At 57.1% G+C, this 23,533-nt stretch carries 24 protein-coding genes and 2 tRNA genes; 19 read left to right on the top strand and 7 right to left on the bottom strand.

Annotated features, from left to right (window positions below; translation table 11 throughout):
* Nucleotides 1–134: 134 nt before the first annotated feature.
* The 4 genes from mtgA to F1E05_RS16960 all read right to left on the bottom strand — a co-directional run bounded on the left by mtgA (nucleotide 135) and on the right by F1E05_RS16960 (nucleotide 3,096).
* Nucleotides 135–866 (bottom strand): monofunctional biosynthetic peptidoglycan transglycosylase, encoded by a 732-nt coding sequence (gene mtgA / locus F1E05_RS16975; RefSeq protein WP_150050544.1) that lies wholly within the window; start codon nucleotides 864–866, stop codon nucleotides 135–137.
* 121 nt (nucleotides 867–987) lie between these two features.
* Complete coding sequence (locus tag F1E05_RS16970) at nucleotides 988–1,530, bottom strand: DNA-deoxyinosine glycosylase (protein ID WP_150050542.1); 543 nt, start codon at nucleotides 1,528–1,530, stop codon at nucleotides 988–990.
* A 130-nt stretch (nucleotides 1,531–1,660) separates the two neighbouring features.
* Nucleotides 1,661–2,452, bottom strand: coding sequence for a UDP-2,3-diacylglucosamine diphosphatase (locus tag F1E05_RS16965; protein WP_150050540.1), 792 nt, complete (start codon nucleotides 2,450–2,452; stop codon nucleotides 1,661–1,663).
* Nucleotides 2,453–2,697: 245 nt separating this feature from the next.
* Nucleotides 2,698–3,096, bottom strand: coding sequence for a hypothetical protein (locus tag F1E05_RS16960; protein ID WP_150050538.1), 399 nt, complete (start codon nucleotides 3,094–3,096; stop codon nucleotides 2,698–2,700).
* Nucleotides 3,097–3,542: 446 nt separating this feature from the next.
* On the opposite strand from F1E05_RS16960, the gene F1E05_RS16955 reads away from it, so the two are divergent.
* Together F1E05_RS16955 and F1E05_RS16950 are read left to right on the top strand one after the other, a co-directional pair.
* Nucleotides 3,543–3,618, top strand: a tRNA-Gly gene (locus tag F1E05_RS16955).
* Nucleotides 3,619–3,663: 45 nt separating this feature from the next.
* Nucleotides 3,664–3,737: transfer RNA gene (locus F1E05_RS16950), tRNA-Cys, on the top strand.
* A 282-nt stretch (nucleotides 3,738–4,019) separates the two neighbouring features.
* On the opposite strand, the gene F1E05_RS16945 is transcribed toward F1E05_RS16950, so the two are convergent.
* Together F1E05_RS16945 and rsmI are read right to left on the bottom strand one after the other, a co-directional pair.
* Nucleotides 4,020–4,466: a CBS domain-containing protein gene (locus F1E05_RS16945; RefSeq protein WP_150050536.1), complete on the bottom strand. Its 447-nt coding sequence runs from the start codon at nucleotides 4,464–4,466 to the stop codon at nucleotides 4,020–4,022.
* A gap of 54 nt (nucleotides 4,467–4,520) precedes the next feature.
* Nucleotides 4,521–5,375 carry a 16S rRNA (cytidine(1402)-2'-O)-methyltransferase gene (rsmI, locus tag F1E05_RS16940; protein ID WP_150050534.1) on the bottom strand — a complete coding sequence of 285 codons (855 nt, stop codon included), beginning with the start codon at nucleotides 5,373–5,375 and terminating at the stop codon, nucleotides 4,521–4,523.
* 93 nt (nucleotides 5,376–5,468) lie between these two features.
* On the opposite strand from rsmI, the gene F1E05_RS16935 reads away from it, so the two are divergent.
* The 14 genes from F1E05_RS16935 to F1E05_RS16870 all read left to right on the top strand — a co-directional run bounded on the left by F1E05_RS16935 (nucleotide 5,469) and on the right by F1E05_RS16870 (nucleotide 19,939).
* Nucleotides 5,469–7,223, top strand: coding sequence for a penicillin-binding protein activator (locus F1E05_RS16935; RefSeq protein ID WP_232056691.1), 1,755 nt, complete (start codon nucleotides 5,469–5,471; stop codon nucleotides 7,221–7,223).
* Entirely contained in the window at nucleotides 7,223–7,588 is a 366-nt protein-coding gene (locus F1E05_RS16930; protein ID WP_150052061.1) for a YraN family protein, read from the top strand. The genes F1E05_RS16935 and F1E05_RS16930 overlap by 1 nt, the downstream gene beginning before the upstream one ends.
* 4 nt (nucleotides 7,589–7,592) lie before the next feature.
* Entirely contained in the window at nucleotides 7,593–8,180 is a 588-nt protein-coding gene (locus F1E05_RS16925) for a phosphoheptose isomerase (protein ID WP_150050530.1), read from the top strand.
* A gap of 204 nt (nucleotides 8,181–8,384) precedes the next feature.
* A complete protein-coding gene (locus F1E05_RS16920; RefSeq protein ID WP_150050527.1) occupies nucleotides 8,385–9,269 on the top strand; it encodes a peptidylprolyl isomerase in 885 nt (294 codons plus the stop codon).
* Between the two features lie 119 nt (nucleotides 9,270–9,388).
* Nucleotides 9,389–10,012, top strand: coding sequence for a cytochrome c biogenesis heme-transporting ATPase CcmA (ccmA, locus tag F1E05_RS16915; protein WP_150050525.1), 624 nt, complete (start codon nucleotides 9,389–9,391; stop codon nucleotides 10,010–10,012).
* A complete protein-coding gene (ccmB, locus tag F1E05_RS16910) occupies nucleotides 10,009–10,692 on the top strand; it encodes a heme exporter protein CcmB (protein ID WP_150050523.1) in 684 nt (227 codons plus the stop codon). The genes ccmA and ccmB overlap by 4 nt, the downstream gene beginning before the upstream one ends.
* A 44-nt stretch (nucleotides 10,693–10,736) precedes the next feature.
* The gene (locus F1E05_RS16905) at nucleotides 10,737–11,477 is read left to right on the top strand and encodes a heme ABC transporter permease (RefSeq protein WP_269473490.1); all 741 of its coding nucleotides are present in this window, start codon (nucleotides 10,737–10,739) and stop codon (nucleotides 11,475–11,477) included.
* Nucleotides 11,474–11,644 (top strand): heme exporter protein CcmD, encoded by a 171-nt coding sequence (gene ccmD, locus F1E05_RS16900; RefSeq protein WP_150050521.1) that lies wholly within the window; start codon nucleotides 11,474–11,476, stop codon nucleotides 11,642–11,644. The genes F1E05_RS16905 and ccmD overlap by 4 nt, the downstream gene beginning before the upstream one ends.
* Before the next feature lie 5 nt (nucleotides 11,645–11,649).
* Complete coding sequence (gene ccmE / locus F1E05_RS16895) at nucleotides 11,650–12,096, top strand: cytochrome c maturation protein CcmE (RefSeq protein WP_150052057.1); 447 nt, start codon at nucleotides 11,650–11,652, stop codon at nucleotides 12,094–12,096.
* Nucleotides 12,096–14,075, top strand: a complete 1,980-nt coding sequence (locus F1E05_RS16890) for a heme lyase CcmF/NrfE family subunit (RefSeq protein WP_150052055.1) — start codon at nucleotides 12,096–12,098, stop codon at nucleotides 14,073–14,075. Before ccmE ends, F1E05_RS16890 begins: the two co-directional genes overlap by 1 nt.
* 10 nt (nucleotides 14,076–14,085) lie before the next feature.
* Nucleotides 14,086–14,619 (top strand): DsbE family thiol:disulfide interchange protein, encoded by a 534-nt coding sequence (locus tag F1E05_RS16885; RefSeq protein WP_150050519.1) that lies wholly within the window; start codon nucleotides 14,086–14,088, stop codon nucleotides 14,617–14,619.
* The gene (locus F1E05_RS16880) at nucleotides 14,616–15,059 is read left to right on the top strand and encodes a cytochrome c-type biogenesis protein (RefSeq protein WP_150050517.1); all 444 of its coding nucleotides are present in this window, start codon (nucleotides 14,616–14,618) and stop codon (nucleotides 15,057–15,059) included. The genes F1E05_RS16885 and F1E05_RS16880 overlap by 4 nt, the downstream gene beginning before the upstream one ends.
* 3 nt (nucleotides 15,060–15,062) lie before the next feature.
* A complete protein-coding gene (gene ccmI, locus F1E05_RS16875) occupies nucleotides 15,063–16,307 on the top strand; it encodes a c-type cytochrome biogenesis protein CcmI (protein WP_150050515.1) in 1,245 nt (414 codons plus the stop codon).
* A 35-nt stretch (nucleotides 16,308–16,342) separates the two neighbouring features.
* A complete protein-coding gene (locus tag F1E05_RS16870; RefSeq protein WP_150050513.1) occupies nucleotides 16,343–19,939 on the top strand; it encodes a hydantoinase B/oxoprolinase family protein in 3,597 nt (1,198 codons plus the stop codon).
* Nucleotides 19,940–19,990: 51 nt separating this feature from the next.
* Here the strand turns inward: F1E05_RS16870 and F1E05_RS16865 are convergent, their stop codons facing one another.
* Nucleotides 19,991–20,659, bottom strand: coding sequence for an SOS response-associated peptidase (locus F1E05_RS16865; protein WP_150050511.1), 669 nt, complete (start codon nucleotides 20,657–20,659; stop codon nucleotides 19,991–19,993).
* Nucleotides 20,660–20,900: 241 nt separating this feature from the next.
* Here F1E05_RS16865 and F1E05_RS16860 point away from each other — a divergent pair, with 241 nt between their 5' ends.
* Genes F1E05_RS16860 through F1E05_RS16850 form a run of 3 tightly spaced genes read left to right on the top strand, consistent with a single transcriptional unit; the run spans nucleotide 20,901 to nucleotide 23,491 of the window.
* Nucleotides 20,901–22,190 (top strand): glycosyltransferase family 39 protein, encoded by a 1,290-nt coding sequence (locus tag F1E05_RS16860; protein WP_190303176.1) that lies wholly within the window; start codon nucleotides 20,901–20,903, stop codon nucleotides 22,188–22,190.
* On the top strand, nucleotides 22,187–22,543 hold the full coding sequence (locus tag F1E05_RS16855; protein WP_150050507.1) for an EamA family transporter: 357 nt from the start codon (nucleotides 22,187–22,189) through the stop codon (nucleotides 22,541–22,543). Before F1E05_RS16860 ends, F1E05_RS16855 begins: the two co-directional genes overlap by 4 nt.
* Nucleotides 22,544–23,491, top strand: a complete 948-nt coding sequence (locus tag F1E05_RS16850) for a glycosyltransferase (protein ID WP_150050505.1) — start codon at nucleotides 22,544–22,546, stop codon at nucleotides 23,489–23,491. It begins immediately after the preceding gene.
* The last annotated feature ends 42 nt before the right edge of the window (nucleotides 23,492–23,533 follow it).

Here is a 23,533-nt window from a genome sequence, read left to right as displayed (position 1 = left end):
CTTATGTTAATTCCCAACTATGACAGCAAAGGCATCCTGACGGTCTTGAAGGTATCTCGCCATCCCCGTCGTTAACATTAGCGTGGGGTGGGGGCGACGCTTGTCCCGATAGCCTGCCGCGTAGATTTTTCCGACTAGGAGTTAGCCAGCGTCATCTGTCTGAGTATCCAATCGCGCCTATGCAGTAGATAGCGGCTGGGATTGTCCGCACGCAGTTTTAGCGGATTAGGTAGGGTGGCGGCTAGCAGGGCCGCCTGGCTGCGGGACAACTGGCGGGCGGGAATGCCGAAATAGGCGCGACTGGCCGCTTCTATGCCGAATAAGTGGTCGCCGAATTCGGCGACATTCAAATACACTTCCAAAATTCTGGCCTTGCTCCAAATCGTTTCTATCAGCACGGTAAACCACACTTCCAACGCTTTGCGTGCGGCATTGCGGGCCGGGGTCAAAAACAAGTTTTTCGCCACTTGTTGGCTGATGGTGCTGGCGCCGCGTAGCTTGCCGCCACGTTGATACACCTGATAGGCCTGGCGGATTGCGTCGGTATCGAAACCGGAATGCCGGTAAAACTTTTGATCCTCCGATGCGATGACTGCGGCGAACGCGTGCCGGGAAATCTGCCGGCTGGCGCACCACTGCTGCTCGATAGGGCGAAAACGGCTGTTTTGCAGCCAATCGTCTACATGGCGTTGCAGCATAAAAGCCGTGGTCGGCGGCGGTACGGCAGCGAGTATGCCGACAGCGGCGGCCGAACTGAGCGTAAAACCGAGCAGACCGTAAGCCAGACCGCGCCGTAGCGCCTTAACCCAGGTGTTGCGAGGAGCTGTCGCAAGACTGCGGTATCGGGAACGGCGATATCTGGACATTAAGCGAGAAATTGACAAGCGTTAAACACGGGAGACTTTGGTTCGTATCGGATAAACGCAGTTCGGTCTTGGTTGGCCGATAGTTTACCGTAGCTGAAGCCGGCAACGAACGGCATTTTGATTAAGGCCGATTTCGAGCCGCACTCGTATCGCCCGGTATTTGCAAGGCGGCGGTTACCGTTTGCCATTGTTGGAGTTTCTGCTGAAAATTCAATGCCGCGTGGGCCGGACTGGTGGAGGGCAGGCGCTGCAAGCACAACTCTGTCAATGATAAAGCCGGTAACACGGCGCGGCGAAAGGTTTGCTCCGCCGTGGCACCGTTAAAAAAGACGTGCCGTATTTGCGGGTGTTCGGTTAAAAAGCCGGCAAAATCGTTCACGACCATGCTGGGTTTGGCGATGTCGGCATCCAAACTGCCGGGACGCCGGCAGGATTGCAGCACGTCCCACAAGGCGATGTGCGCGTCTAACAGTGCCAGTCGCTTTTCGGCATAATCCTGCCACGACTCGCGGTCTAATAAGGCGGCGAGTATGGCCCAAAACTGGTTGCGTGGATGGGCGTAATATTGGCCGGCTTGTAAGGAGGCCAGGCCCGGCATGCTGCCCAAAATCAGCACTCGGGCGTCAGGGGCGGCGATAGGCGGAAAACTGAAAACAGTGGACATGAAGGCAAGGGCGCAAAGGCGAATCGGCGCAGGCAAATGAGCGGGGATTAAAACGGATTTCCAGGCAATGGGAAAGAGCGATTTTCGCTACGCCAACCTGAGATATTGCGGCTTTTTGGAATGGCGGGTTTCAGCCAACTTCTATCAGGGTATCTTCCCGGTCGTTATGCTCCGCTAGCGACAAAGGATGCCATTTGATCAGCTCCAGCCGGCCGTCGTGGTGTTCGACGATCGCGGTGCAGCTTTCCACGAAATCGCCGGTATTAACGTACATAAAGCCTTCGATTTGTTTGATTTCCGCGTGGTGAATATGCCCGCAGATTACGCCGTCTACGCCTTCTTTTTTCAAGGTCTTGACGATGCTCTCTTCGTAGTCCGACATGAATTGCACGACATTTTTGACCTTGAATTTGATATAGGCCGCCAGCGAAAAGTGCGATTGCACGCCGAAAATCCGCCTGAACGAGCGCACGAAGCGATTGATTTGAATCAGCCAGTCGTAGCCTATGCTGCCCAATTTCGCCATCCAGCGATGGTGTTGGGCGATAGTGTCGTATTCGTCGCCGTGCACCACCAAAAAGCGCCGGCCTTGGGCGGTAGTGTGAATATCCGATTGTTTAATCAAAATGTCGCCGAACACGTAATCGGTGTAATCGCGCACGTTTTCGTCGTGATTGCCCGGTATGTAGATCACTTGGGTGCCATGCCGGGCTTTGCGCAGGATTTTCTGGATGACGGTGTTGTGGCTTCCAGGCCAGTACATTTTTTTGGACAAGGCCCAAAAGTCGATAATGTCGCCGACCAAATACAACTTGTGGCTGTCGTTGTGCTTCAGAAAGTCCAGCAGAGTATCGGCTTGACATTGGGTGGAGCCGATATGCAGATCGGAAATCCAAATAGTGCGGTACTGTAATTTATTCATAATTTCCAGGCGAAAGGGTATAAGGCCAAGCGGCCGGCCCGACCTTCGTCTGAAATTCTAGGGGAGCGCGATGACAGAAATATGACAAGCCTATTCTCGCGAGTTCGGTCGAGGTTGCTGCTTTTTTTGTGCGGTGGCATCGCCGATCTAAGCTTGAAAAACGGCGAGGGGAGGGAGCGTAACGACCTTGCCGCTGTCGATGCCGCAACGATGGAAGCGCCGCCGCAATCGGCAGCGCGTCAAAGTTATTCGCCCACTTTTAACAACCAGCCGCTTTCCGCGTCGCATTTGCTGAATTTGGCTTTGAGTGAAACAGAAATTCGCACAACGGTGTTTTTGATGTCTTCCGGCAGTTTGCCTTTCACCAAATAAAACGTTTCCTTGTCTTCAACGCTGAGCGGGATGGTTTGATTCTTGATCTGCACATGAATGTGGTTAGGACCATTGCTGCCGGAGGCGAAAAACGAAAACTCCGAACCGGGAGAGACTTGAGTCATGTTTTCCGGCGTTTGCCGGCTGACTTTGGCTTTAATGCAAGCTTGGTCGCCGCTACCGCCGCCATGGCCGATATGTCCTGTCGATTGTGCCCAAGCGGAACTGCATAGCAGCAAGGGTATAACGAAGCCGAATTGACGTTTGAACATTGCTTCCCTCTATCGTTTGTAATATTTATCAGTCATTCATTATAGGTGTTCGACGTTTTGCCAGCATGCGAATCTGACGTTTGTTCATTTTTTATCCGCGCCGGTAATCTTTTCCTGACCGGTTCAATCCCATTTGAATGCGGAAGGGGAGCTTGGCCGAAGGTCAGTGTTTCTTTAGGTTCGCCTGTGTTTTGCCTTGATGCCGACTTTATTTTGCGGCAGATGTTTTTACAGAGGGCAGGAGGTCGACGCGAGGACCGGCGAGGGTGGTAAAATGCTGGAGAATAGAGGTCCGTGATAAGGTACTCTTTGAATATCAAAAAGATAAAGTCGATACCTTAACTTGAATTTGTTTTCACCGCATTTGTGCGCGATTGCCTCCGGAGAGCGGTCACAAATGGGAGTTGACAGGCAAAAAATATCACGTATAATGACAAAAATTCCAAGCGGGAATAGCTCAGTTGGTAGAGCACAACCTTGCCAAGGTTGGGGTCGCGAGTTCGAGTCTCGTTTCCCGCTCCAGATTTGTAAAGCCGCGTGAACTCGCGGCTTTTTTGTTTGGATAACGGCTGCGTAGCAAAGTGGTTATGCACCGGCCTGCAAAGCCGTCTACACCGGTTCGATTCCGGTCGCAGCCTCCATTAGTGGATTCAACACAGTTCAACGAAGTACCTGAAACCCGCAAGCTGTAAGGCTTAGCGGGTTTTTTATTGTTCAATAGCGTTCAACGGGATACATTGAAATCCAGTGGTAACTGGGGGGTAACTCCATGGCCCTATCCGACATTGCCTGCAGGAATGCCCATAAAAGCGACAAAGCCAAAAACGGCAAGGCCTCAAGCCATTCGAGGAAAAAGGTTTGTTTTCTACTTGGTCCTAGCCTGATCGGGCTGACGGCTTTAGTGATTCCGGATGACGCAAAGTTTAGGTTTGTTGTTCTCTCGCTTCCCGCTCCCGTTCGGTTTTAGCGAAAATGCGCAAAATATCGGTGGTGGTAACGATGCCTATCAGTTTTTCGCCTTCCACTACCGGCAACGAACCGATGCGGTTTTCCGCCATTAGGTGCGCGGCTTCGGACAGCCGGGTGGCGGGCGTTACCGTATAAACGCCTCGGTGCATGATGTGCGCGACTTTTTGCGACACCACGTGCAGTTGGCTGTTGTCCTTATTAGTCTGCACCACGTTGGAATTGCTTTTGGGACCCAGGGCTTTGTAGAGGTCTCTATCCGAAACGATGCCGATCAATTTGCCTTTTTCCAGAACCGGCAAATGACGAATTTTTTCGTAATGGATCAAAAAGAATACCCTGTCTATCAAATCGTTAGGGTCTACGGTAAACACTTTACTGGTCATTACGTCCGCGACGCGCATGTCTTTCTCCTGCGATAAGCTAGGCGCTAAGCATAGGTAATTTAAGCGCTTATCTCAAGGAAGGTCTTGTCCGGCCTGCAGCGCCAGAGCGGTCTGATACAGCATTTTTTTGCGCTGTCCGGTAATTTCCGTCGCCAGTGCCACTGCGGTTTTGATCGAGCATTCCTTGAGCAACAGCTTCAGGATGCGCAAGGCTTCGGCGCTCGAATCATCCCGGTCCGCGTCTATCGAGTTGCCGGCGACGATGACCACGAATTCGCCTTTACGCATGTTGTCGTCTTGCTGCACTTGGCGCAACACTTCGGCTAGCGGTGCTTTGATCAGAGTTTCGTGCAACTTGGTGATTTCACGGGCCAGGGCTATTTCGTGTTCGGCAGGAAAAATCGCCGCCATGTCTTCCAAACAGGCTTGGATGCGGTGGCAGGATTCGTAAAAGGCCCAGGTAGAGGCGTCGCGCAATTTGTCGCTGAAGAATTGTTGTCTGGCCGAGGCGGTGCGCGGCAAAAAACCTTCGAAGCTGAATCGGCTTACCGGCATGCCCGAGGCCGACAGCGCGGCGATTAATGCGCATGCGCCGGGTAACGGCGATACACTGATGCCGGCTTTATGGGCTTGTTGCACCAACGGCAGGCCGGGGTCGCTGATCAACGGCGTGCCGGCGTCGGAAACCAAGCCAATCGTCAGACCGGCCAGCATTTTATCGACCAGGCCCTGGGAAATCTGCGCCTCGTTATGCTGGTGCAGAGACTGCAACGGTTTGTTGATCCCGTAATGTTGCAGGAGTTGTTTGGCGTGGCGGGTATCCTCGGCGGCGATCAAGTCCACCTGTTTCAAGGTTTCTACGGCTCTCAGGCTGAAATCGGCCAAATTCCCTATCGGCGTGGCAACCACGTATAATTTCCCGCTCATCGAATTTTTGCTCCCGTCGCCATGCGTGTTTGTCGTAAGCCCAGCATTATGCCTCGCCGATTCGGCCGATGGTGGATTTTCGCCGGATTGGCCGTGACGGCCTGTTCGACCGGGCCGGCGGATAACCGCGCGCAGTTCGAGCTTAAAGCCAAGCCTGCCGCACCAAGGCTGTCGCAGCCGGATGCTCCGGTTAAAAGTTACGGTTTGGCGGACGGACAGGCGTTCGAACGGCTGCTGAACGCCGACGCCTTGCTGCAAGCAGGCGACATCGACGCGGCGCAAAAACAGCTGGATTTATTGCGCCAAGCCGAATTGTCCCCTGAACAGCGCGGCAAATACACCGTGTTGGCGGCGCAAATCGATTTGAGCATGGGCGACGCGGAGCAAGCCCTGTATCGCTTGAAAACGGTAAGGCCGCTTTTGCTGGAGGAGGCCGATAGGATTTCCTACTACCGGTCGCTGGCTTTCGGCTATTCATTGACCGGCAACGTGCTGCAAGCGGTCAGCAGCCGCATTCGGTTGGGCAATTTGTTGCGCGAGCCTAAACAGCAGCAGGATAACGTGCGCGCTATCGTCGAAACCCTGGCTAGCTTGCCGGACGACGAGGCGGCCGTTGCGTCGGAATTGTCGGCCGAATTGCAGGGCTGGATGGCGCTGGCCAAAATTTTAAAGTTAAGTCGGCAAACCGGCACGGATAGTGCTGCGGCGATTAATCAGTGGCGCGCGGATTATCCGGGCCATGCGGCTAACGCCGAATTCTTGCAAGCGTATCTGACTAGCCCGCCGACGGTAACGCCGGCCGATTCCGCCAGCGGCCATGAACCGCTTGCGCCGGTCGCCATTCCGGCCATTGCGGTATTGTTGCCGACCTCGGGGCCTTACGCGCCGGCCGGCAAAGCGATTAAAGAAGGCATGCTGGCGGCTTACCGGGCCGAAATTGTCGGCGGTGCCACCGCAGTGCCGTTAAAGTTTTACGACAGTGGACAAGAGGACGTGGTGCAGCTCTATCGGCAAGCGGTGACGGACGGCGCCAAGCACGTGGTGGGGCCGTTAGTCAAAGAGCAAATCGAAACCCTGGCCGCTAATGCGGAGCTTAGCGTTCCGGTGTTGGCCTTGAATCATGTCGATAATTTGCAGCACGACAATTTGTATCAATTCGGCTTGAGTCCGATAGACGAAGCGCAAGCCGTAGCGCGCAAGGCCCGCCGCGACGGAAAGCAGCGGGTGCTGATTCTGGTGCCGAATACCGGTCAGGGCCAGCGTGTCGGCAATTACCTGACCGCGGCTTGGCAAGCGCAAGGCGGCACGGTCGCCGGCATGCAGAGTTACGATCCGCGCCTACACGATATAGGCGCGGTATTGGAGCGTTTGCTGGAGACGGTAAACCATCCCGGAGCGCCGCAAGGCGTCGAGGCGCTGTTATTGAGCGCCAACGCCGACGCGGCCCGCGAATTGGCGGTGCAGCTCAAATACCGTCAAGCCGGCGGTTTTACGGTGTATGCAATGCCCACTATTTACAGTGGCAGGCCGGACCCGGGCAAAGACGCCGAATTGGGGGCTTTCGATTTTTGCGACATCCCTTGGCTGTTCGATAACTATTATCAAGGCCCGGTGAGCCGCGCTAGCTTGCAAAGTCATTTGCAAGGTCTGCCGGACGGTCTGGACCGATTGGCCGCGTTAGGAGTGGATGCATATTATCTGTTAAACCTTTTGCCGCAATTGGCGGTACAGCCCTATGCCGGGGCAACCGGAAAACTGGGGTTGAATGCCGAAAACCGGGTTACTCGCACCTTGGTGTGCGCGCAATTCACCGGCGGCGTGCCGGTGCCCAACGGGTACGCGGATTGATGTTCGGCCGTTCCAAAGCCGCGCATCTGGGCAAGGGCGAGCAGGCCGAGCGGCAAGCGGAGCACTATCTAACCCGTCATGGGCTGCGTTTGGAATGCAGCAATTTTCGTTGCAAATTCGGCGAGCTGGATTTGGTGATGCGCGACGGCTCGGCCTTGGTAGTGGTGGAGGTCCGGTTTCGCCAATCCGACGATTTCGGCGGCGCCTTGGCCAGCGTGACCCGACAAAAACAGGCCCGCATCGTCGCGGCTACCCAGCACTATGTCATAATCAACCGCCTGGATCAGGCCGCCATACGCTTCGATGTCGTGGCGATATCCGGTGACGGCCGCATCCAGTGGATTAAAAACGCATTTCAAACCTGAATCTATGAGTCTACAAGATCGCATCATCAATCATTTTTCCGACAGTATCCAAACCAAGCAAGATGCGATGGCGAGTTTGTGCGAGTTGATCGAATTCGCCTCGCAAAAAATCGTCGAAGCCTTGGTCAACGATAAAAAAGTGCTGACTTGCGGCAACGGCGGCTCCGCCGGCGATGCCCAGCATTTTTCCTCGGAAATGTTGAATCGTTTCGAGCGCGAGCGGCCGGGATTGCCGGCGATAGCCTTGAGTACCGATACCTCGACCATCACCTCGATCGCCAACGATTACCATTACGACGACATTTTCGCCAAGCAATTGCGGGCCTTGGGTCAAGCCGGCGACATTTTGTTGGCCTATACCACCAGCGGCAATTCCGGCAATATTTTGAAAGCCGTTAAAGCGGCGCACGAGCGCGATATGACGGTGATTGCGCTGAGCGGCAAGGACGGCGGCGCTTTGGCCGGCTTGCTGAACGAAGCGGATATCGAAATTCGGGTGCCGTCCGGTTCTACCGCCCGAATTCAAGAAGTGCATTTATTGATTTCGCATTGTTTGTGCGATTTGATAGATCACCAATTGTTCGGCGGCTAAACGCATTGCGGCAATTGCCGCGGCTGGAGCGAGAAACTGCGTGATATGACATAGTTAAGCGGGGCTGTTGTGTCGCCCGGTTTGATAATGCTTTGAAACAAAAAAGGAGTTTATACTGGCGCGATCCGTGCTTAAATTACCCGAGCACGTCGCCGGTTCTACAGGACGTTTTTCTTTTCCGCCTATTACTTACATTGAAATTTCATGACTACAGCAAAAATTCAGCGGTCGTTACTCGTCGCCGCGAGCGTGGCTTTAGCGGCTTGCGCCAGCGATACTCACAAGGTCGCTTCCGAAGACGGCAAAGCCGGCGGTGCTTGTCTGGCGACGTCGGCCAATCCCGAACGTTATGCGGCAATCGTTAACGGCTGCGGCATCGCTAAATCCGGTTTAAGCCCGGCGGGTCATCGCAACGGCTCCGGTCCCGAAGTCGAAGCCAAATTATTGGAAGAGCAAATCGGCCGGGAGTTGATACGCCAAGAATTCGTGAGCCAACCCTTGCCTGCCGACCCGGAGTTACGGGACAAATTGGACAGCGCTTTGCGCGTTGCTTATTCGCAGGTGGCGTCCGAGTATTTCGTAAAATCGGTCAACATCAGCGACGACGAGCTGCGCCAAGCCTACGAGCAGAAGAAGCGCGAAACCGACGCGCCGATGCAATACAAGGTCAGGCACATCTTGCTGGATAGCGAAAAAGCCGCCCAGGCCGCTATCGGCAAGCTGAACAAAGGCGAAAGTTTCGAAAAATTGGCCAAAAAACTGTCCACCGATAAGGGCAGTCAGGAAAGCGGCGGCGATTTGGGCTGGATTTCGCCCGGAGAAACGGTGCCGGAATTTTCTGCGGCCGTCGAACAGCTCAAGAATGGCGAAACCAGCGCGCAGCCGGTTAAAAGCCAGTTCGGCTGGCATGTGATATTGCGGGAAGATTCCAAACAACAAGAGTTTCCGCCGTTTGAATCCATTAAAGACCGATTGTTGGCGTTTTTGCGCATGGAAAAATTTCAAAAACACGTCGAACAATTGAAGAGCCAAGCCAAAATCGACAAAATTTCGGGCGGTAAAAGCCAGCCGGCCGAGGCAGGCAAGTAATAACAGGCCAACCGGGCTTAATTCCCGTAACAAGCGGTATTTGCAGTACAATGCCGGACTTTTAGCGGGTGGCCCAAGGGTTTTCGCCGGTTTGTCGCAATCCATTTTTCGTAGTTTCAATGACGTCCATTCCCTTGCTCGAAGCGCGCGATTTAGCCTGCGTGCGCGACGAGCGCGTGTTGTTTTCCGAACTGAATTTTAGCGTCGGCGCCGGTCAGGTTTTATTGATCGAAGGTCCGAACGGCAGCGGCAAAACCTCGCTGTTGCGAATTTTGACCGGTTTGCGTGCGCCCGACGACGGCGAATTGCTGTGGGAAGGCGTGGATGTGTTGCAACTTGCGGCGCAGTTTTATCAAGACGTGGCCTATGTCGGGCATATGAACGGCAATAAAGAAGATTTGAGCGTGACCGAGAATTTGCGCTTTGCACAAAAACTGGCGGTGCCGACTTTAGGCATAGACGATAGTCTGGCCAAAGTGGGTTTACAGGGTTATCAGGACACGCCGTTGCGCTATTTATCCGCCGGTCAGCGCCGGCGTTTGGCCTTGGCCCGCTTGCTGTGTACCCGCAAACGTCTGTGGATTTTGGACGAACCTTTTACGTCGTTGGATAGAGCTAGTATCCGCTTGTTCGAGGGCTACATCGAACAGCACGCGCAGCAAGGCGGCATCGCGGTGTTGACTTCGCATCACGACGTAGCGTTGCCGGCCAGTATGCTGCAAACCATCGAACTGCAATCATGAATACCGTTTCCAGTTTCGCGGCTTTTTCGGCGGTAGTGCACCGCGATTTATTATTGGCTTACCGGCATCGGGCCGAGTTGTTGAACCCTTTGGCATTCTTTGTATTGGTAGTGACGCTGTTCCCGTTGGGTGTCGGCGCCGAAATGGCTTTGCTGAAACGCATTGCCCCCGGAGTGATTTGGGTGGCGGCCTTGTTGGCGTCGCTACTGTCTCTGGATACCTTGTTCAAATCGGATTTCGAAGACGGCAGCTTGGAGTTATTGGTGATGACTCCGCATCCCTTGTCGCTGCTGGTGCTGGCCAAGGTAACCGCGCATTGGCTGTTGTCCGGGGCGCCGTTGTCGCTAATGGCGCCGTTGTTGGCGGTGATGTTCGGATTGCAGGGCGACGTGATCGGCATTTTGTTGTTTACCTTGTTGCTGGGAACGCCGGTGTTGAGCCTGATCGGCGCGATTGCCGTTGCCCTGACGGTCGGCTTGCGCAAAGGCGGGGTACTATTGGCGATATTGGTATTGCCCTTGTACGTGCCGGTGCTGATTTTCGCCAGCGGTGCGGTAGATGCGGCAATGGCCGGATTTCCGGTCAGCGGTCAGCTGTACATGATGGCCGCGTTGTTGGTCGGGGCCTTGACATTGACCCCGTGGCCAACTGCCGCCGCGTTGAAAATGAGTTTGGCTTAGCCGTCAGCGATTCTTAATTGATAAAAAACCATCGGTCGAATTTTATGATCATGCGATTTTTGCATAAATTCTCTTCCCCGCCTTATTTCTACGCTATTAGCGGCCGGATGCTGCCGTGGCTGAGCGCGTTATTGCTGGGATTGTTGGCTTACGGCCTGTACGGCGGTTTGGTGTTGGCGCCGGCGGATTACCAACAGGGCGATAGCTTTCGCATCATTTACGTACACGTGCCGGCGGCCTGGATGTCCTTGTTCATTTACATGGTGATGGCGGTCAGCGGCGCGATTGCCTTGGTTTGGCGGATCAAGCTGGCGGAAATCGTGGCGATCAGCAGCGCGCCGATAGGCGCCGGTTTTACGTTTTTGGCCTTGGCGACCGGCTCTTTGTGGGGCAAGCCGATGTGGGGCGCTTGGTGGGTGTGGGACGCCCGGCTGACCTCGGAGTTGATCCTGCTGTTTTTGTACTTGGGCGTGATAGGCTTGTACGGCGCTATCGAAGACAAACGGGCCGCGTCCCGCGCGGTGGCGATTCTGGCCTTGGTCGGCGTCGTCAACATCCCCATCATTCACTATTCGGTGGAATGGTGGAATACCTTGCATCAAGGGCCGACCGTGACCAAATTCGACAAACCGTCCATTCACGTCGACATGTTGATTCCGCTTTTGGCTATGGCCGTGGCTTTCAAAGTCTATTACGCCATTGCGTTATTGATACGCTGCCGCAACGAGTTGCTGTTGCGCGAGCAGAGCAACCGCTGGGTGGACGAAATATTGGAACAACGATGAGCGAATTTCTGTACATGGGCGGTTACGCCTTTTACGTGTGGACGTCCTACGGCATCGCTGCGGCGGTGCTGTTGTTCGGGGTGTTGAAGCCTTTACGGCAACACAAACAAATAGTGCGCGGTTTGCTGCTCAAGCGGCAGCGCATGACTAAGAGGTCTCCGTCATGATCAATATGAAACCGCACCGCCGTAATCGGCTGGGTTTGATTTTTCTGATGATTGCCGGTGTCGGTACCGCAGCCTGGTTCGGCTTGCGTGCCTTCAACGAGAATCTGATGTTCTTTTTTTCGCCGACCGAAGTGGTGGACGGCAAAGCCCCGCAAGACCATTTGTTCCGCCTGGGCGGCATGGTGGTCAAGGGTAGCGTGCAGCGTCCCGGCGACGGCTTGACGGTTAAATTCGTATTGACCGACATGGCCAAGGAAGTGCCGGTGGAATACACCGGGATATTGCCGGATTTGTTCCGCGAAGGTCAGGGCATAGTCGCCAACGGCAAACTCAACCCTGCCGGGGTGTTCGTCGCCCAGGAAGTGTTGGCCAAGCACGACGAGAATTACATGCCGCCGGAAGTGGCGGGAAGCCTGAAAGTCGCCGCCAAACCGCAAGAGGTGCAGCCATGATTACCCCGGAAGTCGGACATTTTTCCCTGATTTTAGGTTTGGTGCTGGCTACGGTGCTGGCCGTGGTGCCTTTGGTTGGCGTCAAGCGCGGCGTCGGTGCCTGGATAGCCTTGGCCAGGCCGCTGGCGGTAGGCCAATTTCTGTTTGTATTCATCGCCTATTTCTGCTTGACCCACGCCTTCATTACCCACGATTTCTCCGTCGCCTACGTGGCGGAAAACTCCAACTCCCAGTTGCCTTACATGTATCTGATTTCCGGCGTCTGGGGCTCGCACGAAGGTTCGCTGCTGCTGTGGATCCTGATCCTGTCGCTGTGGACCATGGCGGTGGCCTTGTTGAGCAAAAGCTTGCCCATCGATTTGACCGCGCGGGTACTGTCGGTGATGGGCGGGGTGGCGGTGGGTTTCCTGCTGTTCATTCTGCTGACGTCCAATCCGTTCTTGCGTGTGTTCCCGATTCCTCCCGAAGGCCGCGACTTGAACCCCTTGCTGCAAGACCCCGGCATGGCCATCCATCCGCCGATGTTGTACATGGGCTACGTCGGCTTTTCGGTGGCGTTCGCGTTTGCCATCGCCGCGCTGATGAACGGCAAGCTGGATACCGCCTGGGCGCGCTGGACCCGGCCCTGGACTACCACCGCCTGGCTGTTTTTGACCTTGGGCATTACCTTGGGCAGCTGGTGGGCCTATTACGAACTGGGCTGGGGCGGCTGGTGGTTTTGGGATCCGGTGGAAAACGCGTCTTTCATGCCGTGGCTGGTCGGTACCGCGCTGGTGCATTCCTTGGCGGTAACCGAAAAACGCGGCTTGTTCAAGAACTGGACCATCTTGTTGGCGGTATTCGCTTTTTCGTTGAGCCTGCTCGGTACCTTTTTGGTCCGTTCCGGGGTGTTGACCTCGGTACATGCCTTCGCGGCCGATCCGACCCGCGGGATATTCGTACTGGCGTTTCTGGGCGTGGTGGTCGGCGGCTCCTTGCTGCTGTTTGCCTTGCGCGGCCCGCAAATTCATAGCGAAACCAGCTTCGAACTACTGTCGCGCGATGCCATGCTGTTGGTCAACAATGTGTTGCTGGTATCGGCGGCGGTGACCATTTTGCTGGGCACTTTATACCCCTTGATCATAGATGCCCTGGGCCTGGGCAAAATTTCGGTCGGACCGCCGTATTTCAATAGCGTATTCATCCCGCTGACCGCGCCGCTGGCGGCCTTGGTCGGGGTCGGTTCGTTGATGCGCTGGCGGCAGGACAACCTGCCGCGCTTGTACGAATTGCTGCGTTGGCCTTTGCTATGCAGCTTGGTGGCCGGCGTGCTGCTGGCCTTATTGCCGCAGGCATTCAGCTGGGGGGCTTTAATCGCCTTGACCTTGGCGGTATGGGTGGCGGCCACTGCGGTGTACGGCATCCATTTGCGCTTGCGCAGCAAAGACGATAAATGGCAGGCCTTGCGCGACATTTCCCTGAGCATCTGGGCGATGACCGTCGCCCATTTCGGCATTGCCGTGTTCATCGTCGGCATCAGCTTGACCTCGATTTATTCGCAAGAAAAAGACGTGCGTTTGGCGCCGGGCGAAACGTTGCACTTGGCCGGCTTCGACTTTTTGTTCCACGGGGTCAAGAAAACCGCCGGGGTCAACTACGACGCCAGCCAAGGCCACGTCAGCGTCAGCCGAGAGGGCGAAAGTGTGGCCGAATTGTATCCGCAAAAACGGGTTTACCGCGCCCAAGGCATGCCGATGACCGAAGCCGGAATCGACGTAGGCTTGAGCCGCGATTTGTTCGTGGCCTTGGGCGAGCCTTTGGGCAAAGACGGCGCTTGGGCGGTGCGGGTGTATTACAAACCGTTCGTGCGCTGGATTTGGCTGGGCGGCTTGTTTATGGCCGGCGGCGGCTTGTTGGCGGTGATGGACAAACGCTACCGCAACGAAGCGCGGGTGAAACGCAGTAAAGCGGCCGGCGCCGCATTACCTAGCCGGGCATAAAGGGGGATAAATGCGAAATTGGTTGCCGTTGGCCATCTTTGCGGTGTTGGTGGTGTTTTTAGGCATAGGTCTGAGTTTGAATCCGCGCGAAGTGCCTTCGCCGCTGATCGGCAAGCCGGCCCCGGCGTTCGAGGTAGCGCAACTGCATCAGCCCGGGCAAAGTTTCAAGCCGGCCGACATGTTGGGCAAAGTCTGGCTGTTGAACGTCTGGGCGTCCTGGTGCGTATCCTGCCGGGAGGAGCATGCGGTATTGAACGAATTCGCCAAAACCGGCTTGCTGCCCATCGTAGGCCTTAACTACAAAGACGAGCCGACCGACGCCCGCCAATGGCTGGCCAAGTTGGGCAATCCTTACCACTTGAGCGTGATGGACCGCGAAGGCAAAGTCGGCCTGGACTGGGGCGTATACGGGGTGCCGGAAACTTTCGTCATCGACAAAAAAGGCGTGGTACGGCATAAGCACATCGGACCGGTGGACATGCCGTCCTTGCAACAGCGCTTGATACCGTTGATACAGCAATTGAACGCGGAGACCGGCCAATGAAACGTTTAGGCTTAATCTTGGTGCTGGTGGTTTCGGCCGCCGCGGCCGAAACCAAGGTGTTTGAATTTCAGGATCCTTTATTGGAGCAGCGTTACCAAAACCTGACCGAACAATTGCGTTGTTTGGTGTGCCAAAACCAGAACATCGCCGATTCGCACGCGGAGCTGGCGCAAGACTTGCGGGACAAGGTGTACGAGCTGTTGAACAAAGGTCAAAGCGACCAGGAAATCATCGGCTATATGACCGACCGTTACGGCGATTTCGTGCTGTACCGGCCGCCGTTCAAATTCAAAACCCTGTTGCTGTGGCTGGGGCCGCTGCTGGCGGTGTTGCTGGGTTTGTTCGCATTTTGGCGGGTATTGCGCGGCGGTCGCCAGTCGGTGCAAGACGTCAAGGAACACGATCTAGCGGAAATCCGCAATTTATTGGATAAAGAGTAAGCCATGTTCGAATTTGGATTGTATGCGCTGATTTTGCTGTTGATGGCCTTGGGTTTCATTGTCGTGCCGATGTTGCTGAGTAAAACCGTGGTGCGTCAGACCGACGACGAAACCAACATTCAGTTGGCGCAAACCAAGTTGAAGGAACTGAAGGCCGAATTGGCGGCCGGCAATATCAGCCAAATCCAGTTCTCCACCGCCAAGCACGAATTGGAAGTGGGCTTGTTCCACGACCTACACGACGGCGGTTCGCTGGCTCAACCGGGCGGCAACGGACGTTGGTTGGCGCTGCCTCTGGCATTTGCCGTACCGGTCGCCGCGTTGGCGCTGTACGCGCAATTGGGCGATTTTCGCGCCTTCGACCCGAACGCGGCCCGGCCGGTGCAAACCGAGCTCAGCCGCGAGGAACAAATCGAGCAAATGGTCAACGGCCTGGCGCAGCGTTTGGAGAAGCAGCCGAACGATTTGCAAGGCTGGATCATGTTGGGCCGTTCGTACAAAGCGATGAAGCGCTACCCGGACGCAGTGGGCGCATTGCGTAAAGCCTTGGCCTTGCAGCCGGATAACCCCGATTTGATGTTGCAATTGGCCGACGCCGCGGCGATGACCAATAACGGCAGCTTGCAGGGCGAGCCTAATCAGTTGATCGAACGCGCCTTGCAGCTGAAACCCGATAACGAGATGGGCATGTGGTTGCTTGGCCTGAGTAAGGCCGAAGCCGGCCGGTACGACCCGGCTATCGCGATTTGGCGCAAACTGCAGCAACGCTATCAGCCCGGCGATAAAGATTATCAGGAAGTACAGCAACTAATAGATACCGCGTTGAAGCGGGCCGGACGCGAAGCGGAAATCGGCGCGACGCCGGCTCCGGCCGCACCAACCGCCGCTGTTGCCGCCAAGGCCGGCAGCAGCGTCAACGTCGAAGTCAGCCTGGATCCGCGTTACCAGCCCTTGGTCAACGATGGCGACAGCGTGATGATTTACGTCAAGGCCGCCAACGGACCGAAAATGCCGCTGGCCGCGGTCAAGCGGCAAGTCAAGGATTTGCCGCTGAAAATTACCTTGGACGACAGTATGGCGATGATGCCCAACATGACGGTGTCGACGTTCGAGGATTTGCAGGTTACCGCCCGCGTCAGCCGTAGCGGCAATGCCATGCCGCAGGCCGGCGAGCCTATCGGCAGCGTTGCCGTCAAGGGCGAGCAGCGCAATGCGGTTACGGTGGTGATAAACGACCAAGTGCGCTAGGGTTTTGGCGCGCGAGCCTAGGTTCGGGCGGAACAATGTCGGGTTGGCAGTTCTGGATCGACAGAGGCGGCACTTTTACCGACATCGTCGCGCGCGCGCCGGACGGGCGCTTGCTCTGCCGCAAATTGTTGTCCGAAAATCCCGAGCGTTATCGAGACGCGGCCTTGCAAGGCATACGCGACATTTTGCAGCTGCCGCCGAGCGCCGCATTGGCCCCGCATATCGGCAGCGTGAAAATGGGTACCACGGTCGGTACCAACGCCTTGCTGGAGCGCAAAGGCGAGCCCTTGGTTCTGGTGGTGAACCAGGGTTTTAAGGATTGTTTGCGCATCGGCTACCAAAACCGGCCGGACATATTCGCGCTGCACATCCGCCGGCCGGAGCAACTGTATCGCGCCGTAGTGGAAATCGGCGCCAGAATCGGCGCCGACGGCCGGGAAATACGCCCCTTCGATTCGGCTCGGGCGCGCCGGCAGTTAGCCGAGTTATTCGCGCAGGGCTATCGGGCCGTCGCAATCGCCCTGATGCACGCATGGCGCTATCCGTCGCACGAAGTGCAACTGGCCGAACTCGCCGCCGAAATCGGTTACCGCCAAATTTCCCTGTCTCATCGGGTCAGCCCGCTGCCCAGACTGGTCGGCCGGGCCGATACCGCTGTGGTCGACGCTTACCTGTCGCCGATTTTGCGCCGCTACGTCGAGCAAGTGACCAGCGGCTTGACCAACGGCGGCCGTTCCAGCCGTTTGTTGTTCATGCAATCCAACGGCGGCTTGGTTGCAGCCGATTTATTTCAAGGCAAGGACTGTATTTTGTCCGGGCCGGCCGGCGGCATCGTCGGGGCGGCGGCGGTGGCGGAACGGGCCGGGCTGGCTAAAATCATCGCGTTCGACATGGGCGGAACCTCGACCGACGTCGCACATTACGCCGGCGAGTTGGAGCGCAGTTTCGACACCGAAGTGGCCGGGGTCAGAATTCGCACGCCGATGATGGCGATCCACACCGTGGCGGCCGGCGGCGGCTCGGTCTTGCATTTCGACGGCTTCCGCTACCGGGTTGGGCCTGATTCGGCCGGTGCCGATCCCGGTCCGGCCTGTTATCGGCGCGGCGGACCGCTGACCGTGACCGACGCCAATTTGCTACTGGGCAAATTACCGGGTTTTCCGGCCGTATTCGGCCCGCGCGGCGATCAAGGACCGGACCTGCAGCGGGTGCGCGTCCTATTTGCCGAGCTGGCGCAGCGCATAGGCCAGGCCTGCGGCGAGCCGCGCAGCCCGGAACAAGTCGCCGCCGGTTTTTTGGCGGTCGCGATCGAAAACATGGCCGAAGCGATCAAGCAAATCTCGGTACAAAAAGGTTACCACTTGGCCGACTACGCCTTGTGCTGCTACGGGGCGGCCGGCGCTCAACACGCTTGTCTGCTGGCCGAGCAATTGGGCATGCGCACAGTGTTGCTGCATCCTTTGGCGGGGGTGTTGTCGGCTTACGGCATGGGCTTGGCGCAATTTCGGGTGTTGCGGCAACGTGGTGTGGAGCGGCATTTGGACGGCGTCAGCGCCGCCGAGCTTGACGAATGGTGGGGCGAACTACTGGCGCAAGCGGCCGCGGAATTGAGCGCGCAAGGTGTAGCCGCGCCGACGATTCGCAGCCGCCGCCAATTGGTCGTGCGCTATCAAGGCACGGATACCTCGCTGGCACTGGACGCCGACCAACCGGGCCAGCTGACCGAGCGTTTCGCGGCCGCCTATCGGCAGCAATTCGGTTTTTGCTACGCGGACCGGCCGCTGCTGTTGTCGGCTGTGTATCTGGAATGCAGCGCCGGCGACGCGCCGGACCTGGATTGCGGCTTTCAGGCTGCCGCCGGACCGGTGCGCGCCGAAAGGATCGACCGCATGTTCAGCCGCGGCGCCTGGCGGGAAACGCCGATTTACCGGCGGGAAGCCTTGCCGAGCGGAGCGGTGCTGGACGGCCCGGCCATCGTGCTGGAATCGACCTCTACCATAGTGGTCGAGCCCGGTTGGCAAGCGCAAGTCGCGGCAAATGCCGATTTGTTGTTGCAGCGCCGCGAAATCGGCATCGAGGCGGCGATGCCCGGCGCGGCTGCGGACCCGGTTTGGCTGGAAATTTTCAACAAGCGCTTTGTCTCGGTCGCCGAACAAATGGGCTTTGTGCTGCAAAACACCGCGCATTCGGTCAACATCAAGGAGCGGCTGGATTTTTCCTGTGCCGTGTTCGACCCCACCGGGCAATTGATTGCCAACGCGCCGCATATCCCGGTGCACTTGGGTTCGATGGGCGCCGCCGTTGCCGCCCTGTTGGCCCGGGTCGACCTGGTCATGCAAGCGGGCGACGCCTATTTGCTTAATTCGCCCTACGCCGGCGGCACGCATTTGCCGGATATTACCGTGGTCAGTCCGGTATTCGACCCACCAGGCGACCGGCTGTTGTTTCTGGTTGCGTCGCGCGGTCACCATGCCGACGTCGGCGGCATTTCCCCGGGCTCGATGCCGGCCGCCAGTCGCCACATCAGCGAAGAAGGCGTGCTCAGCGCCGGCTTGAAAATCGTGCAAGCCGGGCAGTTTCTGGAGCGGGCGGTTGTGCAATGGCTGCAAGATCACCCGTATCCGGCTCGCAATCCGCAGCAAAACATCGCCGATTTGCAGGCGCAAATCGCCGCCAACCACAAAGGTGCCAACGAATTACTGGCCTTGGTCGCACAGTATTCCTTGCCGGTGGTAGCCGCGTACATGCGGCACGTGCAAGATCACGCCGAGGCTTGCGTGCGCCGTTTGTTGCCCGGTCTGGCGGACGGCTATTTCGAATATCCCATGGACCAAGGCGGGCGGATCGCGGTGCGCATCACGGTGGACCGGCGGCGCAGCCAAGCGGAAATCGATTTCAGCGGCACCTCGCCGCAACTGGACGGCAACTTCAATGCCCCCGCCGCAGTGTGTCAAGCCGCGGTGATGTACGTGTTCCGCACCTTGTTGCAAGACGACATTCCGCTCAACGCCGGCTGTTTGAAACCCTTAACCATCGTTATCCCCGAGGGCTGTTTGCTGAATCCGCGCTACCCCGCCGCGGTGGTGGCCGGCAACGTCGAGACCTCGCAATACGTGGTGGACGCCTTGTACGGCGCGTTGGGGGTGCTGGCCGGCTCGCAAGGCACGATGAACAATCTGACGTTCGGCAACCGGGATTACCAATATTACGAGACCATCTGCGGCGGAGCCGGGGCCGGCAACGGTTTTGCCGGGGCGGATGCGGTGCATACCCACATGACCAATTCGCGCATCACCGACCCGGAAATTCTGGAACAACGTTTTCCGGTGTTGTTGCACGAATTCTCGGTACGCGACGGCAGCGGCGGGGCCGGGCGCTATCGTGGCGGCTGCGGCACGCTCCGGCATATCGAATTTCTGCAAGCGATGTCGGTCGGCATCCTGTCCAGCCATCGCCGCCTGCCGCCGTTCGGCCTGGCTGGGGGCAGTCCCGGTCAAATCGGCCGTAACCGCTTGTTGCACAAGGACGGCAGCGAAGACATCCTGCCGGCTTGCGCGCAGCTTGCTGTTGAGGCCGGCGACGCCATCCTGATCGAAACCCCGGGCGGGGGCGGGTTCGGAGCGGCCGATTAGTTCGACCGATGGGTTAAGGCATGAGCGAATTATCCCCCCAGCGATACGACCTCAAGTGGCCGATTGCGTCTGCAAACAGCGCGGATCGTCGTGCTGCGGATTGTTGACCCAGTTGCTTACCGCGGTGGCTTGCAGGTCGGGGTAGATGCCGGCGTTCAATAACGCGAAAGCGGTATCCGGCGGGGTGGCTTTATCCAGCCAGATACCGTAGTCGGCGGGGTTCAGGATGGCCGGCATGCGTTGGTGGATCTCGGTCATACAGCCCGTGGCGGCCATGGTGATGATGGTGCAGGAATACAGGGTTTCGGTTTGTTGCTGCCATTGTTCCCATAAGCCGGCGAACGCCAATACACCGTGGTCCGCTTTGTGGATGTGGTAAGCCTGTTTGGCGGCGTCCTGTTGGTGCCATTCGTAGAATCCGGTGGCCGGTATCAGGCAGCGCCTGTGTCTGAAGGCAGCGCGAAACGAGGGTTTTTCCCGTACCGATTCCATGCGGGCATTGATCAAATGGCCGCTGTTTTTCTTGTCTTTGGCCCACGAAGGTACCAAGCCCCAGAACAGATTCACCGATTTGCGCGAGCCGTCCTCCAACTGGACGATGTTCAATATTTTGCGGCCCGGCGTGATGTTGTAGCTGGGTTGGTATTTCGGGGTACGCTGCAATAAGAAATGTTCGACGATGGTTTGCGCATTTGCGGTTAAATCGAAACGTCCACACATAGTCGTTCTCCCAATCGGCCCGTCCGACATCATAACCTTGCAGCATGGTGCCGGGCCAACTGCCGCTGAGGTTTCAAACGTTGCCGCTGGTCATCGGGGCTGAATTACGTCGTTCGAATACTGGGCTACAGTTATTCAGGTTTTGCGCGGCAACCAAGCCGCAGAGCCACAATCGCGAAGCCTTCGCGGCTTTTTTTAACGAACTGCACCGAATTCGTTCGTCGTGCTCAACCCGATGACTATGACTGAGAATAAAGTACCCACTGCCGCCATAAGCGTTCTGCTGTTCGTGTGCGCGTTGATTTTACGCATCAGTTACGTGTATTCGATGGAAATCGATTTCCCGTTCCGGGCCGACGCCGGCAAGTACCTGCGTCTGGCCTTGAATTTGGCCTTCAACCATAGTTATTCGTTGGCGGAACAGGCCCCGTTCACTCCGTCCACTTATATTTCCCCGGGATACCCCCTGTTTTTGGCGGCCGTGTTGCGTTTGACCGGCGAGATTCCGCAGTTTTACAGCACGGTGCTGTTGATTCAAGCCTTGCTATCCAGTCTGACCGTACTGCTGACTTTTCATCTGGTGTTGCGCTTGACCCACGTTTGGGCGGCATTTTTGGGCGCGTTGTGGGTGGCAATTTCGCCGCAGTTGATTATCGGCAGCGGCTACGTGCTGACCGAAACCCTGTCCGGCTTTCTGATTGTTTTGTCGGTGACCGTTTACCTGTTAGGCTGGGATAAACGGCATTGGCTCTGGTTCGCCCTGAGCGGAGCGATGTTCGCCTGCGCGGCTTTGGTCAGGCCGGCTATTTTGTTGTTTCCGCCGCTGTTGTGCTTGGCATCGTTGCTGTCGAAGCAGCAGGTTAAACGGCATGCGGCGCTCCTGGTGGCGCTGGTTTCGGTCTGGGCGCCTTGGCAAATCTGGCAGTCGGACAATCGCCAACCCGACGAGGTCAATCTGGCGGCGGCGGCTTTCGCGCTGGGCGGCTACCCGGATTTGACCTTCAAAACCCCGGAATTACGCGGTTATCCGTATCGGGAAGACCCGCAATACGAGGCGATGACTAAAAGTTTGGCCAACGCGGCGTCGGTGATCTGGGCGCGGGCCTTGCAACAGCCGTGGCGTTACGCGAGTTGGTATCTGTTCGGCAAGCCGTGGCAGTATTGGCAAGCGGAAGAAGTGGCCGGGGCCGGTGGCCCTTATGTCTATGAGGTGGCGTCGTCGGTGTATACCCGACAGCCGTTGCCGGCCTTTACCTTGAACATGATGATGGCGATTCATCCGTTGTTGATTGCCTTGGGCGGATTGGCATGCGTTGGGTATCTGGCGGATTGGCGCGCGCGACCTAGTATTTGCGCCAATGACCCGGCAGCGCTGGTTTGCGTCGCCTTGCTGGCTTATTTCACGGCCCTGCACAGTGTATTGGCGCCGCTGCCGCGTTATGCGTTTCCGGTGTATCCGATCGCCTACGGACTGGCCGCGGCGGGAGCGGCCCGCTTGCTGGTCGCGGCAAAAGCCAAGTGGCTGCCATGAAGGCTTCCGCCGCTTTGATGTGTTTGAGCGTGACTTTGGCCCTGGCCGCCGGGCAAGTGCTGTTCAAACAAGGTGCTCTGCAAATTAGCGGTGCGGGATTTTGGGAACGTTTGATTCAGGCGTTGACTAACGCTTATCTGCTGGCCGGGCTGGCGCTGTATGCGCTGACGACGATGGCATGGGTGTGGGTGTTGACCCAGGTACCGCTGAGCCGGGCATATCCGTTCACCGCTCTGGCTTTCGTCATCGTGCCGGTGGCGGCGCATTATCTGTTCGGCGAAGCGTGGCATCTGCAACTACTGATCGGTTCGCTGCTGATCGTCGCCGGCATTATCGTGATCGGGAGTGCTTGAATGCGGATCGCAGTCGTTATTCCTTGTTACCGGACCGGGGATGCCGTGTTGTCGGTGTTGGGGCGCATCGACGTACAAGTGGCTGCAATCTACGTCGTCGACGATGCCTGTCCGCAGCATACCGGCGACAGAGTCGAGCAGGTGTGCATCGATCCCAGGATAAAGGTGCTGCGGCACGAACAAAACCAAGGGGTAGGCGGGGCGGTGGTGACCGGGATTCGGGCGGCGCTGGCGGACGGAGCGGACATCATCGTCAAGATAGACGGCGACGGGCAAATGGATCCGGGCTTGATCGGCAAATTCGTCGAACCGATCCGGCTGCGCCGGGCCGATTATTGCAAGGGCAACCGTTTTTACAAGCTGGAATATCTGGAGAGCATGCCCAAGCTGCGCTTATTCGGCAATACCGTATTGTCCTTCGTCAGCAAAATGTCCACCGGCTATTGGAGCGTCATGGACCCGACCAACGGTTATGTGGCCATGCACGCCAAAATCGCCGCCGAACTGCCGCTGGACAAGTTATCCAAACGGTTTTTTTTCGAATCCGATTTGCTGTTTCGTTTGAATATCATGCGGGCGGTGGTGGAAGACGTGCCGATGCAGGCGGTGTACGCCGACGAGATCAGCAATTTGTCGGTGCGGCGAGTCGTTTGGGAATTTTCCGGTTTGTATTTGAACCGTTTTTTCAAGCGATTGTTTTACAGTTATTTTTTGCGCGGTTTCAATGCGGCGTCGGTGATGTTTCTGGCCGGGAGCGTCTTGTCGTTGGCCGGCAGCGGTTTCGGCGCCTGGCAGTGGTACCACAACAGCGCAGCCGGAGTATTTTCCAGCGCCGGAACGGTGATGTTGGCGGTGTTGCCCATCGTACTGGGTTTTCAGTTGCTGTTGACCGCCGTACAGATCGACATCCAAAGCGAACCGCGCCTGCCGGTGCATCTCAAGCTTTAGGGCTTGATGAATTTATGACTAAGTCCGTTGACCCGTTGCTGT

It is taken from the genome of Methylomonas rhizoryzae (genome assembly GCF_008632455.1).
Classification (GTDB): Bacteria; Pseudomonadota; Gammaproteobacteria; order Methylococcales; family Methylomonadaceae; genus Methylomonas; species Methylomonas rhizoryzae.
The sequence above is the reverse complement of the archived record's forward strand: the minus strand, read 5'-3'. Positions and strand labels throughout refer to the sequence as shown.